This window comes from Lysobacter yananisis, assembly GCF_031199375.1.
GTDB lineage: Bacteria > Pseudomonadota > Gammaproteobacteria > Xanthomonadales > Xanthomonadaceae > Lysobacter > Lysobacter yananisis.
The window spans coordinates 876295-893781 of record NZ_CP133568.1 but is presented as its reverse complement, the minus strand read 5'-3'; the positions used below and the strand labels follow the sequence as shown (position 1 = coordinate 893781).

The 17487-nt window shown below is 71.0% G+C and carries 14 protein-coding genes; 6 read left to right on the top strand and 8 right to left on the bottom strand.

Annotated features, from left to right (window positions below; all coding sequences use genetic code 11):
* Genes RDV84_RS03810 through RDV84_RS03800 form a run of 3 tightly spaced genes read left to right on the top strand, consistent with a single transcriptional unit; the run spans window position 1 to window position 3862 of the window.
* Window positions 1–2463, top strand: coding sequence for a DUF802 domain-containing protein (locus RDV84_RS03810; protein ID WP_309152518.1), 2463 nt, complete (start codon window positions 1–3; stop codon window positions 2461–2463).
* The gene (locus RDV84_RS03805; RefSeq protein WP_309152517.1) at window positions 2460–3119 is read left to right on the top strand and encodes an OmpA family protein; all 660 of its coding nucleotides are present in this window, start codon (window positions 2460–2462) and stop codon (window positions 3117–3119) included. The genes RDV84_RS03810 and RDV84_RS03805 overlap by 4 nt, the downstream gene beginning before the upstream one ends.
* Complete coding sequence (locus RDV84_RS03800) at window positions 3116–3862, top strand: DUF2894 domain-containing protein (RefSeq protein ID WP_309152515.1); 747 nt, start codon at window positions 3116–3118, stop codon at window positions 3860–3862. Before RDV84_RS03805 ends, RDV84_RS03800 begins: the two co-directional genes overlap by 4 nt.
* 45 nt (window positions 3863–3907) lie before the next feature.
* On the opposite strand, the gene RDV84_RS03795 is transcribed toward RDV84_RS03800, so the two are convergent.
* Window positions 3908–4540, bottom strand: coding sequence for a TetR/AcrR family transcriptional regulator (locus tag RDV84_RS03795; RefSeq protein ID WP_309152514.1), 633 nt, complete (start codon window positions 4538–4540; stop codon window positions 3908–3910).
* 95 nt (window positions 4541–4635) lie between these two features.
* Here RDV84_RS03795 and RDV84_RS03790 point away from each other — a divergent pair, with 95 nt between their 5' ends.
* Window positions 4636–5331, top strand: coding sequence for an O-methyltransferase (locus RDV84_RS03790; protein WP_309152513.1), 696 nt, complete (start codon window positions 4636–4638; stop codon window positions 5329–5331).
* 25 nt (window positions 5332–5356) lie between these two features.
* On the opposite strand, the gene RDV84_RS03785 is transcribed toward RDV84_RS03790, so the two are convergent.
* Genes RDV84_RS03785 through RDV84_RS03775 form a run of 3 tightly spaced genes read right to left on the bottom strand, consistent with a single transcriptional unit; the run spans window position 5357 to window position 8618 of the window.
* Entirely contained in the window at window positions 5357–6727 is a 1371-nt protein-coding gene (locus tag RDV84_RS03785) for an FAD-binding oxidoreductase (RefSeq protein ID WP_309152512.1), read from the bottom strand.
* Window positions 6728–6740: 13 nt separating this feature from the next.
* Window positions 6741–7811, bottom strand: coding sequence for a GNAT family N-acetyltransferase (locus tag RDV84_RS03780; RefSeq protein ID WP_309152511.1), 1071 nt, complete (start codon window positions 7809–7811; stop codon window positions 6741–6743).
* A 60-nt stretch (window positions 7812–7871) separates the two neighbouring features.
* Window positions 7872–8618, bottom strand: coding sequence for a class I SAM-dependent methyltransferase (locus RDV84_RS03775; RefSeq protein ID WP_309152510.1), 747 nt, complete (start codon window positions 8616–8618; stop codon window positions 7872–7874).
* A 385-nt stretch (window positions 8619–9003) separates the two neighbouring features.
* On the opposite strand from RDV84_RS03775, the gene RDV84_RS03770 reads away from it, so the two are divergent.
* The gene (locus RDV84_RS03770) at window positions 9004–9612 is read left to right on the top strand and encodes a hypothetical protein (RefSeq protein WP_309152509.1); all 609 of its coding nucleotides are present in this window, start codon (window positions 9004–9006) and stop codon (window positions 9610–9612) included.
* A 36-nt stretch (window positions 9613–9648) separates the two neighbouring features.
* Here the strand turns inward: RDV84_RS03770 and RDV84_RS03765 are convergent, their stop codons facing one another.
* The gene (locus tag RDV84_RS03765; RefSeq protein WP_309152507.1) at window positions 9649–10383 is read right to left on the bottom strand and encodes a hypothetical protein; all 735 of its coding nucleotides are present in this window, start codon (window positions 10381–10383) and stop codon (window positions 9649–9651) included.
* Window positions 10384–10722: 339 nt separating this feature from the next.
* Here RDV84_RS03765 and fabV point away from each other — a divergent pair, with 339 nt between their 5' ends.
* Entirely contained in the window at window positions 10723–11931 is a 1209-nt protein-coding gene (gene fabV, locus RDV84_RS03760) for an enoyl-ACP reductase FabV (protein ID WP_250447139.1), read from the top strand.
* Window positions 11932–12088: 157 nt separating this feature from the next.
* On the opposite strand, the gene RDV84_RS03755 is transcribed toward fabV, so the two are convergent.
* The 3 genes from RDV84_RS03755 to RDV84_RS03745 all read right to left on the bottom strand — a co-directional run bounded on the left by RDV84_RS03755 (window position 12089) and on the right by RDV84_RS03745 (window position 17429).
* On the bottom strand, window positions 12089–13369 hold the full coding sequence (locus tag RDV84_RS03755; protein WP_309152506.1) for an acyltransferase family protein: 1281 nt from the start codon (window positions 13367–13369) through the stop codon (window positions 12089–12091).
* Window positions 13370–13603: 234 nt separating this feature from the next.
* Entirely contained in the window at window positions 13604–15826 is a 2223-nt protein-coding gene (locus RDV84_RS03750) for a carbohydrate binding family 9 domain-containing protein (RefSeq protein WP_309152505.1), read from the bottom strand.
* On the bottom strand, window positions 15816–17429 hold the full coding sequence (locus tag RDV84_RS03745) for a glycosyltransferase family 87 protein (RefSeq protein ID WP_309152504.1): 1614 nt from the start codon (window positions 17427–17429) through the stop codon (window positions 15816–15818). The genes RDV84_RS03750 and RDV84_RS03745 overlap by 11 nt, the downstream gene beginning before the upstream one ends.
* Between the last annotated feature and the right edge of the window lie 58 nt (window positions 17430–17487).

Sequence of the window (17487 nt, the reverse complement as noted above, 5' to 3'; positions counted from 1 at the left end):
ATGCTCAACAAATCGCTTCACGCCGCCGTCTTCGTCGCCGGCCTCGCCATCGTGGCCTGGGTCGGCGCGGTCGCCTTGAATTCGCATCCGCTGGCATTGGCGGTGCTGGCGCTGATCGCCGCCGGCTACCTCGCCGGCGGACTGGAACTGCGCCGCTATCGCCAGGCCACCGCGACGCTGCAGCGCGCGCTGGACGAACTGCCCGCGCCGGCGGAGGCAGGCGACGGCGAACGCCTCGACGCCTGGCTCGGCCGGCTGCATTCCTCGCTGCGCAGCCCGGTGCGCCTGCGCATCGAAGGCGAGCGCGTGCCGCTGCCGGCGCCGACGCTGGCGCCGTATCTGGTCGGCCTGCTGGTGCTGCTGGGCATGCTCGGCACCCTGCTGGGCATGACCGCGACCCTGCGCGGCACCGGCCTGGCGCTGGAAAGCGCCAGCGACCTGCAGGCGATCCGCGCCGCGATCGCCGCGCCGGTCGCCGGCCTGGGCTTCGCCTTCGGCACCTCGATCGCCGGCGTCGCCGCCTCGGCCATGCTCGGCCTGCTCGCGGCGCTGTGCCGGCGCGAGCGCGCCGCCGCCGTGCAGCGCCTGGACGCCGCCGCGAGCGGCGCGCTGCACGCGCACTCGCGCGCGTTCCAGCGCGAGCGCCGTCGCGCGCAGGCGTTCGAACTGCTGCAGCGCCAGACCGAGACCATGCCCGCGCTGGTCGCGCAGTTGCAGGCCGCGATGCAGGCGCTGGAACGCCACGGCGAAAGCGCGCACGAGCGCCAGCTCGAACGCCAGGACGCGTTCCACCAGCGCAGCGAGGCGGCGTACGCGCGCCTGGCCGAATCGTTCGAGCGCTCGCTCAAGGACAGCGTCGGCGAAGGTGCGCGCGCCGCGGGCGCGGCGCTGCAGCCGGTCGCGGACGCGACCATGGCCGCGCTCGCGCGCGAGAGCGCGGCGCTGCACGAACGCGTCGGCGACGCGGTGCAGCGGCAACTCGACGGCCTCAGCGCCGGCTTCGCCAGCGCCGCCGACGCGGCCGCCGACGGCTGGAGCCGCGTGCTGGCCGACCACCGCGGCGGCAACGAAGCGCTGCTGCGCGACCTGCGCGGCGCGCTGGAAGGATTCGCCGGCACCTTCGAGCGCGGCACCGCCGGCCTGCTCAAGGACGTGTCGACGCAACTGGAAGCCAGCCACGACCGCAGCGCGCAGGCCTGGGACGACGCGCTGGCGCGCCAGGGCGAGGCCAACCAGGCCCTGGCCGAGCGCCACCAGCAGGCGCTCGGCGGCGCCGCGGCCGCGTTCGAACGACACGCCGCGGCATTGGTGACGGTGGTCGAGCGTTCCCACGCCGAACTGCAGGACGCGCTGGAATCGCGCGACCGCGAACGCCTGTCGGCCTGGACCGAATCCTTCGCCGCGATGAGCGCCGCGCTGGGCGAGCGCTGGGAGCAGTCGCAGACGCTGACCGCGCAGCGCCAGCAGGACATCTGCGCCACGCTGGCGCGCAGCGCCGACGAGATGTCGGCGCAGGCGCACGAGCGTGCGCGCGGCACCCTGGCCGAAATCGAGCGCCTGGTCGACGCCGCCGCCGAAGCGCCCAAGGCCGCGGCCGGCGTGGTCGCCGGATTCGAAACGCATGCGGCCGGGTTGGTGCGCATCGTCCAGGACTCGCACGCGCAGTTGCAGGCCGCGCTGGAATCGCGCGACCGCGAACGCCTGGCGATGTGGACCGACGCGTTCGGCGCGATGACCGCCGACCTCGGCCAGCGTTGGCAGCAGGCCGGCGAAACGGTCGCCGGCCGCCAGTTGGAAGTCTGCGACACGCTCGCGCGCACCGCGCAGGAGGTTTCGGCGCAGAGCCAGGCGCAGGCGCGCGACACCATCGCCGAGATCTCGCGCCTGGTCGATGCTGCGTCCGAAGCGCCCAAGGCCGCGGCCGAAGTGGTCGCCGAGCTGCGCCAGAAACTTTCCGACAGCATGGTCCGCGACACCGCGATGCTGGAAGAGCGCAACCGCCTGCTGGCGACGCTGGAAACCCTGCTCGACGCGGTCAACCACGCCTCCGGCGAACAGCGCGCCGCGGTCGATGCGCTGGTCGCATCTTCGGCCGAACTGCTCGAACGCGCCGGCGCGCGCCTCAACGAACGGGTCGAAGCCGATGCCGGCAAGCTCGACGCCGCCGCCGCGCAACTCGGCGCCGGCGCGATCGAGGTCGCCAGCCTCGGCGACGCCTTCGCCGCGCTGGTGCAGCAGTTCGGCGAAACCCACGAGCGCCTGGCCGACCGCCTGCAGGGCGTGGAGGTCGCGCTGGACAAGTCGCTGGCGCGCAGCGACGAGCAACTGGCCTACTACGTGGCGCAGGCGCGCGAGGTCGTCGACCTGAGCGTGCTGAGCCAGAAGCAGATCATCGACGAACTGCAGCGCGTGGCCGACGGCCAGGCCGCGGCGCAGGCCGGCGACGGAGCGCAGGCGGCATGAGCGCGCTGATCGAGGACGACGCCGGGATCGATTCCGGCGCGCCGGTGTGGGCCGCCTTCGGCGACTTGATGTCGGTGTTGCTGGGCGTGTTCGTGCTGATCCTGGTCGGCGTGATCGGCGCGCAGATGCAGCTGTCCAGCCGCCTCGACGAGGAAGTGAAGCAGCGCAAGATCGAAGCGCAGCGCCGGCAGACCCTGGAGCGCGCGCTGGCCGCGCCGCTGGCGAGCGGCCGGGTGACCCTGGTCGACGGCCGCATCGGCATCAACGGCAACGTGCTGTTCGCGCTGAACTCCGACCGGTTGCAGCCGCAAGGGCGCGAACTGCTCGATACCCTGGCCGGTCCGTTGACCGAGTACCTGCGCTCGCGCGACGAGATCCTCATGGTCAGCGGCTTCACCGACGACCGCATGGTGCGCGAGAGCAACCGCCAGTTCGCCGACAACTGGGAGCTGTCGGCGCAACGTTCCTTGACCGTGACCCGCGCGCTGATCGCCGCGGGCGTGCCGGAAACGGCGGTGTTCGCCGCCGCGTTCGGTTCCCAGCAGCCGGTGGATTCCAACGCCGAGGAAGCCGGCCGCGCGCGCAACCGGCGCGTGGAGATCGCGCCGATGCCGCGCCCGGCGCAGGCCGCCGCGGCGCCGCGCGGATCGCGATGAATTCCGTCCCGGCGAGCGCGGACGCGGCCGATCCGCGGACGACGCTGGAGGCCTGGCGCGCGCGCGGCGACGACCGCTGCGATCGCGCCGGCTTCGCCCGCATCGACGCGCTGGAGCGCCGCGCCGCGGCGCAGGACGGCGAGCTGCGGCGGGTGCTGGACGCGCGGGTGCGCGAGTTGATCGGCGTCTACGCTGGGGCACTGGAGCGCAGGCAGGCGCAGGCGAGCGAAACGGCCGCGCGCGAGGCCGGCGCGCAGGCGAGCGCGGTCGATGCGGCGACGGCCGCCGCCGCGCCCGCCAAGCGCGCCGCGCGCAAGGGCGCGAAGCGCAAATCCGGGACGAGCGCGGAAGCCGCGGCGCCGGCGCCGACCCTGATCGAACTGACCCAGCGCCTGCAAGCGACGGCGGCGACGCGCGAGGCGGGCGACGGCGATGCGCCGCGCGCCGCGTTCCCGCAACTGGCCGCGCTCGACGAGTTCCGCATGCGCTTCTCGCGCCTGCGCATGGACCGCCAGCTGCGCGAGTCGCTGGAACCGTCGTCCACCGACGCTGGTCCGCTCAATTCCGGCCGGCTCGTGCACCGCGCGCTGAGCACCATGCAGGCGCTGGCGCCGGAGTACCTGCAGCAGTTCATGGCCTATGTCGACGCGCTGGCGTGGATGGAGCGGCTCGGCGCAGGCGTCGGCGAGTCCGAGGAACCGGCCGCGGCCGGCGGCAAGCGCGGCCGCAAGCGCCGCGAATAGCGCCGGCGAAAGCGTCGCCGCGCGCGCGGCAGGCGCCGCGGCCGCTCAGCGCCGCCCGACCGAACGCAGGTAGGCGCAGAACATGTCGGCCATGGCCTGCGCATAGGTCTCGATCTCCTGCGCCGTGCGCGGCGTCTCCGAGAATTCCTTGCCGACCTGCGACAGCGTGGAGATGACCAGGTCGCCGGCGACCGTGCGCGCCGCGTCGTCGGCGCGCGGCAGCGCTTCGCGCATGAACGCCTCGAACGCGCGCTCGCTGGCGCTGTGGGCCTGGCGCGCCTCGGGCGCGTCGCGGTACAGCGGCGCTGCGTCGGCCAAGGCCACCCGCATCGCCGCTTCTTCGCATTCCGAACGCACGAACGCATGCACCAGCTCGCGCAGCCGGCGCAGCGGCGGCTTGCGCGCGTCTTGCAGGATCGCGCACAGCAGCGCGGTGGTCTGGCCCCATTCTTCGGTCTGCAGGCGGAACAGGATCGCCGCCTTGTTGGGGAAGTACTGGTACAGCGAGCCGACGCTGACGCCGGCGCGCTCGGCCACGCGCGCGGTGGTGAAGCGCTGTGCGCCTTCCTTGGCCAAAACCTGAGCGGCGGCCTCCAGGATGACCGCGACCGAGTCGCTGGAGCGCGCCTGCTTGGGCTGTTTTCGCTGGGAAATCTGCGGTTTCTTGGGGTCGGTCATGGGGGCGGCGCCAATGCGAATAGCGAACATGACGAATCAGTCGCATTCTGATTCTACCCCCCAACGACGCCCGCATACGGGCCGGAGACGCCGCAATGAATACCTCCGCTGCAAGCCATGGCGCGGCCAGCACGCTCACCGCCGCGCCGCTGTCGGTGCTGATCCAGCGCCTGTTCGACGAAGCCGACGCGACCTCGCCGATGGACCTGCCCGAAGTGGCTGCGATGCCGCGCGACGAACACGAGCGGCTGATGCGCAGCACCACCGAATACCTGGATTTTTACGGTCGGCTCAAGGACATGCCGCTGGCGGTCTCGCGCGAGACCGGCATCCTGCTGTACCAGCTGGCGCGCAGCACCGGCGCGCGCAGCATCGTCGAGTTCGGCACTTCGTTCGGCATCTCGACCCTGCACCTGGCGGCGGCGCTGCGCGACAACGGCGGCGGCCGCCTGATCAGCAGCGAGTTCGAGCCGTCCAAGATCGAGCGCGCGCGCGCCAATCTCGCCGCCGGCGGCCTCGCCGACCTGGTCGAGATCCGCGAGGGCGATGCGCTGCGCACCTTCGCCGCCGACCTGCCCGAATGGATCGATCTGGTCCTGCTCGACGGCGCCAAGGCGCTGTACCCGCAGGTGCTGGACCTGCTGGAGCCCAGGCTGCGCCCCGGCGCGCTGATCGTCGCCGACAACGCCGACTACAGCCCCGACTACCTGCAGCGCGTGCGCTCGCCGCAGCGCGGCTACCTGTCGGTGCCGTTCGGCGACGACGTGGAACTGTCGATGCGCCTGGGCTGAGCGGCGCCGCATCGGCCGGCGCGGATCAGCGCCGGCCGATGCGCACGTCGTGGAACACGCCGTCGGGATCGCAACGGCGGCGCAGTTCGCGCAGCCGCGCCCAATTCGCCGGGGCGAAGCAGCGCTCGACCCGGTCTGAGCGTTCTTCCAGGTCGAACTCGTTGATGTAGGCGCCGCTCGCGATGCCGGCCAGTTCGTCGTACAGCGCCTTGAGCCAGCGCCGGTTGGCCTCGTCGTCGCGTTCGGCGTCCCATTGCGCGTAGGTCGAGACGAACCAGCGGCCGCGCGCCGAGAACGCCGCGTCGGGCAGTCGCGGTTCGCCGCGCCAGATCAGCAACGGCACGGTCGCCGGCGACGGCCGCGCGGGCAGGTGCGCGGCGAGGATGCGCGCGGCCTCGCCGGCGCGGTCGGTGAGGATGTTGTCGCTGCGGTAGCGGCGCGAGACCAGCATCGCCTCGCTCTGGCGGTAGATCGCTTCGAAACCGCTGGGCTGGTCCTGCGCCGGCGGTTCGAGCAGTCCCGCCGGCAGGTTCGCGAACAGCGAGGCGTGCAGCGCCTGCGCCTGGCGCGGCGTGTCGGCGAAGGCGAGCGCGCTCAGCGATGCCTGCAGGCCGTCGCCGTCGGGCACCACCGCGACCATGACCTGCAGCGCCGGCTCCGGGTCGGCGCGTTCGATCGCCTGCAGCAGTTCGCCGAGCCGGTCCAGGCCGGTGCGTGCGCTCGTCGAGGTGATGCAGCGCGGCAGCGGCCGGCAGTCGAGATAGAACTTCACCACCACGAAGCCCAGTCCGGGGCCGCCGCCGCGCGCGGCCCAGAACAGCTCGGGGTGGTGTTCGGCGTCGGCGTGCAGCAAGTCGCCGTCGGCGCCGATGAGGTCGATCGCGCGGACATTGAACGCGCTGATTCCGCCCCAGGCGCGGAAGTTGATGCCGAGCCCGCCGCCGAGCAGGAAACCGCTGAGCCCGACGTCGCCGCCGTGGCCGGTCGGAAACGCCAGCCCGTGCGGCGCCAGCGCCTGGGCCAGTTGCCGGCTGCTCGCGCCGGGTTGCACCGCGGCCAGGCGCGCGGCCGCGTCGACGTCGATCCGGTCCAGCGCGGCCAGATCCAGCAACAGGCCGTCGTCGCGCAGGAAGCAGCCGGCGTAGCTGTGGCCGCGGCCGCGCACGCTCACCGGCAAGCGGTGGCGGCGGGCGAAGTCGATGCTGTGGGCGACGTCGGCGACCGACTGCGCGCGCACGATGTACTCGGGGAAGCGCTCGAAGCGGCGGCCGTTCCAGCAGGCGCTGCGGTGCCAGCCGGCGTATTCGGCGTGATGGCGCGAGCGCGCCTTGCCGTCGAGGTGGCGCGGGAAGATGCGGAAATCGTCGGCGTCGATGGGATCGCGGCGCGTGTCCATGGCGGAGCTCCTGTCAGTCGAGGGCGGCGGAGGCGGGCACGCGCGCGGGCGGCGGGGCGGTTCGCGGCAGCGGCGCGAGACGGGCGATCGCGCATTGCAGCGGCACGGGCGACAGGCCCAGGCGCCGCTTGATCCGTTCGTTGAGGCGGCCGCCTTCGAAACGCTGCAGGCCGTGGGCGAAGGCGTGGCGAAAGGCGGCGGCGAAGCAGATCGTGTACGGGCTGAAGTCGCTTTGGTCGTAAGTCACGCCGGCCGACCACAGGCAGAACGTGTCGCGCCGTTGCCAGCCGATCATGCCGCTGATCACGCGCCCCTGCGCCTGGATCAGCACCAGCCGCGCCAAGTCGCCGCACAGGCGCACGAAGCGCGCCAGCGGCGCGGCCGGGAAATAGTGCGGGGTGCCGCGGCGGGCGGTGGTGCGGAAGCACAGCTCGCAGACCTGCTCCAGACGGTCGTCGAACGGCGGCGCCAGCACCTGCGCGCTCGCGCCGCTGGCCTCGAACTTGCGCAGCTGGCGCCGCATTTCCGCGCGTCCGTCGCTCGGCAGCGCGCGCACGTAGTGATCGAAGTCGTCGAACAGGCCCAACTGCGCGTCGTAGCGTTCGACCAGCGGGTGCAGGCGCAGGCGACTGCCGCCCGCCCGCGCCGCTTCGCCGAGATTGAGCAGGCCTGCATAGGCGGCGCCCTCGCGCGCGGCGACGTCCAGCAGCGCGTCGAGCAAGGCTTCGCGCACGCCGCCGGCCGTTTCCAGGCAAGGCACGCTGCTGTCCCAGCAATGCATCATGTGGCTGAACAAACCCGATTCCCCGCCGCGGGCGCGCACCTGCGCGGCGCGCGCCAGCAAGCCCAGCGGGTCCACCGCCGCCAGGCGCTGCAGATAGGCGGGCAGGCATCCGGCCAGTTCGTCGCCCTCGTACGCGCACAGGTACAGGGTCTTCTGCGTCGGCAGCAGCGGCGAGCGCTCGGCGGCGAGCAGGAAACGCCAGTCGTAGAACAGCGACGCGCGGCTGGCGTCGTGCAGGGTCTGGTAACTGCGCCGGTCGACCCGTTCCAGCGAGTCGAATACCTCGATCCTCGGTTTCACCACGGCCTCCTCGCGCGCGAACGGGCCTGCGCCGGCCGCGGCCGGCGGCGTTGCGGCGCGTCAGCCGCGCCGGCACTCGACGATGGCGGCGTGCGGCCGGCGCACATAGGCCTGCAGCTCCGGCGGCGCGTCCGCCGGCGCGTGCAACTGCGGCGGGTGCCAACGCACCGCCGTGGCGCCGGCGCGGTGCAGCGCGGTTTCGATCGCGCTGCGGCTCCAGTACCAGGCGTGCACGCTGGCGTCGTAGCGCTGCTGATAGAACAGGTCCAGGCGCAGGCGCGCGCCGTCGCGATGCGGCTCGCGCGGATCGTCGGGCGTCATGCGGAAGCCGAACGGCTCGTAGTACGACGGCGCGGGTTCGTAGTCGGGATGGATCGGCAGCGCGATCAGGCGTCCGCCCGGGCGCAGCGGCGCGAGCATCTGGAAGCACATGCGCTCAAGCTCCGGCAGCGCCTGCGCATACGGCAGCACGTACACCGCCAGCACCAGGTCGAAGCGGCCGGCCTGGTCGGGCCCGAGCGCGGATACGAACTCCACGTCCAGGCGCTCGGCCGCGGCGCGGCGGCGGGCGCTGGCCAGCATGCCTTCGGCGAGGTCGTAGCCGACTACGCGGCGCGCGCCGGCGCGCTTGAACATCCGCGCATACGTGCCGGCGCCGCAGCCGAAGTCGAGCACGTCGGCGCCGGCGACATCGCCGATGCGCGCGAGCACGCTCGGCGTCTCGATGTATTTGCGGAACGGCCAGTCGCTGATGTCTTCGTACAGATCGGCCAGGGCTTCGAACTGGGCGGCGTTGTGCTGGGTCATCGGTCGGGTCCTCGACGAAAGCGGGCGATGCGGCGGACGCGGCGGTGCGACGGCTTGCGCGGCGACGCGCGCGGACGCGTTCGCCGATGCGGATGGAGTGCGCGCGTCTTCCCCGGCGTGCGGCGGTACTAGTACGTCCGAAGCCGCCCGCGCGAACGTGATGGCGAATGCACAAATGCGGCCGTTAACGCACGCTCACGCGCGTGTGGCGCGCGCGGTCACAGCGCGGGGGCGAGGGTGATGGAGCGTGAGCCGTTTTCGCCGCGCCCTGCGAGTGCATCGATGGGCGGCCCGCTCTCCCGGCGCGACCGCATCGCCGCCGCCCGCACCACGCAGGCATTGGCGCCACGTCGGGACTCACCTGTCTTTCGAAGGGATATCGATCATGAAACTCAAGTCGTTCGCGACACTCTCGCTGTCGGCCTCGCTGTCGGCGCTGGCCTTGCTGGCCGCGTCGCTTCCCGCCGCGGCCGGCTCGGTGACGGTGTCGCCGGCCGGTTCGACCACGCTGGCCGGCGGTGCCACCATCACCGTGATGGGCCTGGACGGCCGGCTCGAGCGTCAGGTGCGCTGCGCGCTGAGCCTGAGCATCGCGCTCGCCGGCAACGGCGCTTTCAGCATCGGCGCGATGGAGTTTTCGCCGCAGTGCCAGGACCAGACCGGCACGCCGTTCAGCGCGGTCGCGCAGAACCTGCCGCAATGGCGCGGCACCACGTCGGCCTACGACGCCAATTCCGCGCAGTCGGCGCTGACCAATCCGTGGGTCGTGCTGATGGAGGACAGCGGCCTGGGGCCGCCGTACTACGCCGAGTGCCGCGGTCCCTCGCTGAAGGGTTTGTACTGGGTCGGCCTCGCCGGCGGCCCGCCGACGCCGGCCACGCGCCTGTACACGCCGGGCAACCAGTCGATCGGCGCGACTTCGAGCGGGCGCAAGTGCTACATCGACCTGGACCTGCGGCCGGCGTCTTACCAGTATTTCAACTACCGGCCCTGAGCCGCGCGCCCGTCGCACGCGCGGCGGGCGCATTCCTCAGTGCGCGGCGAGCCAGACGGGCCACCACAGGATCAGGCCTTCGCCGGCCTGCCATGGCTTGCGGGCCAGAACCCCATTGCGCAGATGCACCAGCGTCCAGCCTGCATGGGGCATGGGAAAGCTGTGCGTTCCGCCGCCTTCGACCGAGACCGTGGCCTGACGTCCGTCGAAGACCAGGACGAACCGCGACAGCGACGGCTTCGGCGAGAGATCGGCGACGGCAAGGGCCTGGGTTTCGCCCAAATCGTCGGATGGACCGGCCAGCGACCAGCCCGCTCGCCCGGGCGCGTACAACTGCGCGAGTACCCGGGTCGGCCCGGCCCCTGCGTCCTTGCTGTCCTCGCTTCGCCACAGGCTGAGGACGAGCAAGCGCAACTCGCCGGTCTTGCTCGACTCGAACGTCCATTCGATCAGGGCCTCGCCATCGACGAAGTTCTGCGGCCCCACATCCACCTCCAGACGGACCGGAGCGGCCGTTGTAGCGGGCGGCCGGCGCAACGTGTCCCATTGCAGATCGTGCAGGCGCAAGCCGCCGGCGGGATCGAGCGGACTGGGGCGGTCGCGGAGCAGATCGACCTGGCAGCGGCCGCCGGCATAGTCGTTGCCGGACCGGGTCAGCAACGGGACCTCGACGATGCCGTCGCAGAAGTCGTTGCCGCCCGCGGCGACGGCTGGGAGGGCGGGGCCGGCGCAAAGCAGGCCGGCGAGGGCGAGGGAAGACAGACGATGCATGCGACCTCCTTGTTGAGCAGACCGCGCAGCGGGCACGGTGCCCGGATGTGCTGGCGTCGGGGGATATGCGCGCCGTTACCGGCGAGCAGGGTTGGCGGCGAAGCGGCCCCGCCGCCGGCGCGAGCGGGCGCCGGCGGCGAATCAGTCTGCCATCGGCGGCGCATGCCATCCGCGGGGATGCGCGGCGCTTGCGGCGCCGATGCCGGATACTCGCGATCCAGCCCCGAAACGGCTCACGCTCGTGGCTGAATGCGCCCATTCGCGCCCGTACGGCGTCGGGATTTCAGCATCGGCGCGGCAGCGCCTAAAATGCGTGGCCCCAGCCGACGAGATTCGACATTGATCATCCATCCCAAGGTCCGCGGTTTCATCTGCATCACCACCCACCCCGTGGGCTGCGAGCTCAACGTGCGCGACCAGATCGCCGTCGCCCGCGCGCACGGCGTGCGCAAGGATGGCCCGAAGAAGGTGTTGGTGATCGGCGCGTCCAGCGGCTACGGGCTGGCCGCGCGCATCGGCGCCGCGTTCGGCTTCGGCGCCGACACCCTGGGCGTGTTCTTCGAGAAGCCCGGCAGCGAGAAGAAGCCCGGCACCGCCGGCTGGTACAACGCCGCCGCGTTCGACAAGTTCGCCAAGGCCGAGGGCCTGTACGCGCGCTCGATCAACGGCGACGCGTTCTCCGACGAAGTCCGCGCCAAGGCGATCGAGCTGATCAAGAACGAGATGGGCGGGCAGGTCGACCTGGTGATCTATTCGCTGGCGTCGCCGGTGCGCAAGCTGCCGTCGACCGGCGAGGTCAAGCGCTCGGCGCTCAAGCCGATCGGCGCGGCGTACACCTCCTCGGCGATCGACACCAACAAGGACCAGATCGTGCAGGCCACGATCGAGCCGGCCACCGAGCAGGAGATCGAGGACACGGTCACGGTGATGGGTGGCCAGGACTGGGAGCTGTGGATCGACGCGCTCGAACGCGCCGACGCGCTGGCCCCGGGTGCGCGCACCGTCGCCTTCAGCTACATCGGCACCGAAATCACCTGGCCGATCTACTGGCACGGCGCGCTGGGCCGGGCCAAGGCCGACCTCGACGCGACCGCGCTGCGCCTGGACGCGCGCCTGCGCGCGCACGGCGGCGGCACGGCCAACGTGGCGGTGCTCAAGTCGGTGGTGACCCAGGCCAGCTCGGCGATCCCGGTGCTGCCGCTGTACATCTCGCTGGTGTTCAAGGTGATGAAGGAAAAGGGCCTGCACGAAGGCCCGATCGAACAGCTCGACCGCATGTACCGCGAGCGCATGTACCGCCAGGACGGCCAGCCCGCGCAGACCGACGAGCAAGGCCGCCTGCGCCTGGACGACTGGGAATTGCGCGAGGACGTGCAGGCGCAATGCAGCGCGCTGTGGCCGCAGGTGACCAGCGAGAACCTGTTCGCGCTCAGCGACTATGCCGGCTACAAGCACGAGTTCCTGAAGCTGTTCGGCTTCGACCGCGACGACGTCGACTACGACGCCGACGTCGACCCGGACGTGAAGTTCGATTGCATCGAAATGTGATCGCGAAAGGCCGGCGCAAGCCGGCCTTTTCGTTTCCAGCCGCAGCGGAAATCCGGGCGCGCCCTGTAGGAGCGGCGCGAGCCGCGACCGCGAAACCTCGCTTGCGTCGTCAGCGCGATGTCGCGGCTCGCGCCGCTCCTGCAGTCGGGAATCCGGTTTACGAATCCGCGGCCACCGCCAGTGGCGCCACGGCGGCGCGGCGCGCGCGCAGCCGCTCGGTCAGGCGCTTGCCGGCGCGGATGCCGGGCTCTTCGATCCAGCGGTAGCTCAGCAGCGAGCCCGCGCACAGCGCCAGCGCGCAGCCGATGTTGACGATCCAGAACGGCAGCGTGCCGCTGAGCGCGTAGGCCTTCACCCCGGGAATCGCGAACACCGCCACCAGCGCCAGCCCCTGCGCCAGGTAGATGCTGTAGCTCATCGCGCTGAGCCGGCGCGAAGCCGGCCACGACAGGGCGCCGAACAGGTCGTTGCCCGAGCACAGCACGAACAGGAACGCGCCCAGCAGCGGGCAGAACGCCAGCAGCTGCAGCATGCCGACATCGCGCGCGCCCAGCATCGCCGCGAACGCCAGCGCGATCGCCAGCAGCGCCAGCGCGCCCCAGCGCGCCTCGTGCAGGCGCAGGCGTTCGCCGATGCGTTCGTGCAGCAGCGAGGCGACCAGCATGCCGGTGGCGAGCGTCGCGATCAGCTCGGCCAGCACCGCCAGCAACAGCGCCGGCCGCGGCTTGACCCCGGACACGAAGCCGCCGTTCCAGGTGCCGGCGAGGATGACCAGCAGACAGGCCGCGACCACGCCGGCGCTGAACGCCAGGTGCCGTCCGCGGCGTACGAACAACGCCCACAGCGGCAGCGAGAAATAGAACAGCCACTCGAACAGCAGGGTCCAGGTGACGCCAGCGAGGATGGTGCCGGTGTCGGCGTAGCCGTTGATCGCCGGCGGCGGCGGCAGGATGCCCAGCGCCAGCCACGCCAGCGCCTGGCCGATCACCTGCAGCGGCGGCTGCCGCCATTGGAAGCCGGTGCGGTAGGCGACGATGGCGATCATCGTCGCCACCACCGCCACGTACATGGGCCCCAGCCGGAACACGCGGCCGATGTAGAGCGCCTTCCAGTCGGGCCGGCCGCCGGCCTTGAGCAACTTGTTCCAGAACAGGAAGCCGGTGAGCATGAAGAACAGCGCCACCGAGATCACCGCGGCGACGTTGTAGAAGCGCGCGGACGAGGGCTTCCACACGCCGCTGAGCAGATAGTCGTAGTGCACGACCGCGTGCACCGCGAACACGCCCAGGGCCAGGAAACCGCGCAAGCCGTCGAGGGTGTCGGTGCGCCGGCCGCTGCCGCCGGCGGCGTCGGCGCCGCGGAACGCGGGCAGCGCGGCCAGACCCAGGCAGGCCAGCAGGATCGCGAAATACGGCCATACCGTGTGGATATCGACCATAACGCTGCGCGCCGCGGGAGTGGGGTGGCAGCAGGCTAGCGGCCCGGCCGCGCGGCTTCTGCCGTCGGGATCACGCTTCCCGGGGAACGCCGGCGGGCAAACGTGGACTGGGTTGGCTTTCCGGTTTTTTCCGCACGTCGCAGCCGGGACGGGCGGCCCCGGTCCGAGCGCCGCGGATACGACGAAGGCCGGCTTGCGCCGGCCTTCGTGGACGTTGCTCTGGCCGCGCCGCGGTCAGAAGTTGAACAGATAGCTGAACTTCATGAAAAGCTGCTTGCCCGTATGCATGTCCAGCCCGCGCGTGGGCACGACGATGTTCGGGTTCTCGTTGATGCGCAGGTTCTCCTGCTGGTCGGTGTAGCCCAGGTAGAACGCGGTGCCCGGGTTGGGCGAATAGCTCACCAGCAGGTCGGTGACCAGCTTCTTGCCGCGCGGGATCGCGAACAGGTTCTGGTTGGAGTCCAGCGCGCGGTAGTCGAAGATCACGTGCGCGGCCCAGAAGCGGCTGAACTGGTACTTGATCTTGGTGCGCGACTGGGTGGTGCTGAACACCCGCGAATCCGAATCCTGGCCGGCCAGCGAATGCTGGGTGCGCAGTTCGTCCCAGATGAAGGACTGGTCGATGCGCAGCTGCGCGAACGGGCTGATGGTCAGTTTGATGATCGCCAGGCGCTGGTCGCCCATGAACGGCTCCAGCCCGGCCGCAGGCGTGTAGTTGATCTTGTCGCGCACGGTGATCTTCGCTTCGGCGGTCAGCCACCTCCACCACTCGGTGCTGGCGCCGATGGTGAAGCCGCTCATGTAGAAGTCCTTGCCGGCGAAGGTCTCGTAGTTGCGGATCAGGTTGCCTTCGAACTTGGTCTGCAGCAGGCCGTTGACCACGAAGCCCGGCTCGACGCTCCAGTCCTGCACGTCGTTGCCCTGGTCGACGGTGTACTGCGCCGTCAGGGTCGGGCCCATGCTGATCAGCCACGGCGCCTCGGGGAACTGCTTGAGGTAGGACGACTTCTGGTAGAGCTGGCGGATGTCCACGCGCGGCAGGTAGGCCAGTTCGGCCTCGAAGTCCTTGCTGGCGTCGAAGTACTGGCCGTCGAAGTTGAAGTTGCGGCCGCCGCGGATCGCCTGCAGGAAGAACAGGCGGCCGTCGCGCTTGTAGCCTTCGGCTTCCTCGGAGTTGCTGTGCGCGGCCTGGGCGTTGAGGCTCCAGCTGTCGTTGAGCTTCATGCGCGAATCGACGCTGAAGACGCGGTTGTACTGGTCGCCGACGCTGCGGTCGGACAGGAACACGCCGAGGTTGGACTGCTGGCCGATGTCGCGCTGGACGCGGGCGATGCCGATCTTGCCGGTCTTGCCGGCGTCGTCGCCGCCGACGGTCGCGCCGGCGTACTCGTCGTCCATCAGCAGGCCGCCGACGGCCCAGCGGCCGAGCCGGCCGGACACGCGCGCGCCGTACTGCGGGTTGACGATGCGGCGCGAGTAGAACATCGACACCGGCGAGGTGAAGATGCCGCTGTTCTCCAGGAAGAACGGTCGCTTCTCCAGGATGTTCTGCTCGTAGCGCTCGTTGACGATGACCTGCGGCTCGTCGGTCTCGACCTCGCCGAAGTCGGGATTGACGGTCAGGTCGACCGCGATCGAATCCTTGATCACGAACTTGGCGTCCACGCCGAGCTCGCTGCGGCGGTGGCCGCGCATGTCCGGGCGGCCGGCCGAGTCGACGCCCAGGGTCTGCGCGTCGCGGTAGGTCATGTGCGGAATGACCTGGATGTTGCGGCCCGGGCGCAGGTCGTCGTCGATGCGCGCGGTGGCGAACTGGGCGACGAAGCCCTCCTTGCGCTCAGTGATGTAGGGCCAGTACACGAACTCGTTGGTGCGCGGGACGATGCGGTTGACGGCGATGCCCCAGTCCTGCTTGGAGCCGCGTTCGAAGCGCAGGCTCTTGAACGGGATCTGCATCATCGTGACGTAGCCGTCGTGGGTGATCTGGCCGTCGGAGACCCACTGGGTGTCGAAGTTGAAGTCGTAGCCCGGGCCTTCGGTGTAGCGGCTGTCCATCTGCGCGCCGTAGGGGTTCACCGTGAACACGAACGCGCGCTGCTTGTCGTGGTAGGTGTCGAGCATCAGCTGCACGCCGTCGTCGCCGAACACCGCGTCGCGGCGGGCGATGCGCGCGCGCACCTGCTTGGGATCGTCCTTGCACACGAACACCACGTACAGGTTGTGGTCGTCGTACGACAGGTAGGCGCGGGTCTCCAGGGTCGAGGGCACGCCGTCGCCGGGTTTGTTCTGGCGGAAGTCCTTGACCTCCGCGCCCGCATTGGCGGGGATCTTGCCGATGTAGTCCTCGAGCCGCGGCGCATGCTCGGTGCGCGGAATGTCGAGAACGTCTTGAGCGTGGGAGCAGAACGAAGCGCTCAACAGCCCCAGCATCGCCAACCACAGAGATTTACGCCGCATCGCTAACCACCTTCGTATTGAGAAAAAAGGATTCCTTTCCGGCGGCCGCGGCGGCTGCCGAATCGTCGTTGCTCCAAGAACTCTTGCCCGCGCCTGCGCCCGCGCGCAGCGCGTGCGGCTTGCGCAGCACCGCCCACACGCACAGTCCCAGCGCCACCGCCTGGATCGCGCTGGCCAGCAGGATCCGCGCGTGCAGTTCCGGCAGTTCCACCCCGCCGACCGGCATCACCGCCGTGCACGCCAGCCAGCCCAGCGCCAGCAACACCAGGTTGCGCGCCGACGGCAGCGCGGCCGCGGCGATCAGGCTCCACAGCCACATCGGCGCGATCAGGCCGCTGTGGTCGGGCAGGAACGGGCTGCGCATGGTCGCCAGGCCCAGCACCGCCACCCACACCGCGGCGCGTTCCAGCCGCGTCATCGAGGCGTTGCGCGCGGCCGCGACCAGCGTCAGCGCGATCGCCAACGCGGTCCACACCCACGACACCGCGCCCATCACCGCGCGGGTCATGCCGTCCAGGCCCAGCGCCTTGGCCTTGAGCACCGCGCCGGGCACCGACTGGTTGAGCGCGCTGACCCACTCCAGTCCGGGGATTTCCAGGAACGCCCAGGCGTCGCCGCTGGCGATGCGCGGCGCCTGGTAATGCAGGAAGGCCTCGAACGGCGCCTTGCCGAACCAGGCCAGCGCCACCAGGCTGTAGAAGACCGAGAACGCGAAGGTCCAGATCGCCGCGCGCCAGCGCTTGGTCGCCAGCAGGTAGATGCCGAGCAGGCCCGGGAACAGCTTGAAGATCGCGAAGCCGAGCATGGCCCCGCCGGCGACGTTGCGGCCGCGTTCGAACTGGATCATCGCCAGCACCGACAGCGAGATCGCGGCGAGCTGGAAATTGCCGACCTGCAGAGTCACCACGATCGGGCTGGACACCATCACCAGCGGCATCAGCAGCCAGGCGCGGCGGCCCGCGCCCTGGCCGATGTAGGCCGCCAGCGCCCACAGCCCGGCCAGCACGATCGCCGCCTCCACGCCGAACCAGACCGCGCGCAGGCTGTAGAAGTCGCCGCCGAGCAGCAGGCCGAGTTCCGGCAGCAGCACGAACTGCGGCAGGTACATGAACTCGTCGAGCTTGAAGTGATCGACCGAGCCGGTGTACAGCGCCACGTCGTAGAGATTGGCCGCGCCCTCGCGCGCCAGTTCCGCCGCCTGCCAATAGGCCGAGTAGCAGCTGTGGCCGATGTAGAACGGATCGAACCAGAACGCGGAGAACTGCGACTGGCTGGCGTCGGCCATGTACAAGGCGACGCCGAGCAGGCGGGCGATGGCGAGCAGCGCGGCGAGCGCCAGCAGCGCGAACGCCAGGCCGTGGCCGCGGCGGCGGCCGTCCCACTGCGCCGGCAGGCGCCGCGCCAGCGGATGCCACAGCAGCGCCAGCGGCAACGCCGCCAACGCCAGCGACAGCGCGAACGGCAGGCCGCCGGCGCGCGCGCCGAGGCCGACGCCGGCGACGACGGTGGCCAGCATCGGCCAGACCAGGCCCAGCGCCAGCGCCGCGGCGAGCGCGCGCTCGGCCGAGAGTTTCGTGGACGGTGTTGCAGTATTCGCGTTCATCGCGGTGCGCGCTCCTTGCGCGGCACGATGCGCGCGGCGGTGTCCTGGTTCATTGCGT

Coding starts and splice junctions, on each gene's coding strand:
- RDV84_RS03810 (WP_309152518.1), top strand. CDS start 1: ATGCTCAACAAATCGCTTCACGCCGCCGTCTTCGTCGCCGGCCTCGCC.
- RDV84_RS03805 (WP_309152517.1), top strand. CDS start 2,460: ATGAGCGCGCTGATCGAGGACGACGCCGGGATCGATTCCGGCGCGCCG.
- RDV84_RS03800 (WP_309152515.1), top strand. CDS start 3,116: ATGAATTCCGTCCCGGCGAGCGCGGACGCGGCCGATCCGCGGACGACG.
- RDV84_RS03795 (WP_309152514.1), bottom strand. CDS start 4,540: ATGACCGACCCCAAGAAACCGCAGATTTCCCAGCGAAAACAGCCCAAG.
- RDV84_RS03790 (WP_309152513.1), top strand. CDS start 4,636: ATGAATACCTCCGCTGCAAGCCATGGCGCGGCCAGCACGCTCACCGCC.
- RDV84_RS03785 (WP_309152512.1), bottom strand. CDS start 6,727: ATGGACACGCGCCGCGATCCCATCGACGCCGACGATTTCCGCATCTTC.
- RDV84_RS03775 (WP_309152510.1), bottom strand. CDS start 8,618: ATGACCCAGCACAACGCCGCCCAGTTCGAAGCCCTGGCCGATCTGTAC.
- RDV84_RS03770 (WP_309152509.1), top strand. CDS start 9,004: ATGAAACTCAAGTCGTTCGCGACACTCTCGCTGTCGGCCTCGCTGTCG.
- RDV84_RS03765 (WP_309152507.1), bottom strand. CDS start 10,383: ATGCATCGTCTGTCTTCCCTCGCCCTCGCCGGCCTGCTTTGCGCCGGC.
- RDV84_RS03755 (WP_309152506.1), bottom strand. CDS start 13,369: ATGGTCGATATCCACACGGTATGGCCGTATTTCGCGATCCTGCTGGCC.
- RDV84_RS03750 (WP_309152505.1), bottom strand. CDS start 15,826: ATGCGGCGTAAATCTCTGTGGTTGGCGATGCTGGGGCTGTTGAGCGCT.
- RDV84_RS03745 (WP_309152504.1), bottom strand. CDS start 17,429: ATGAACGCGAATACTGCAACACCGTCCACGAAACTCTCGGCCGAGCGC.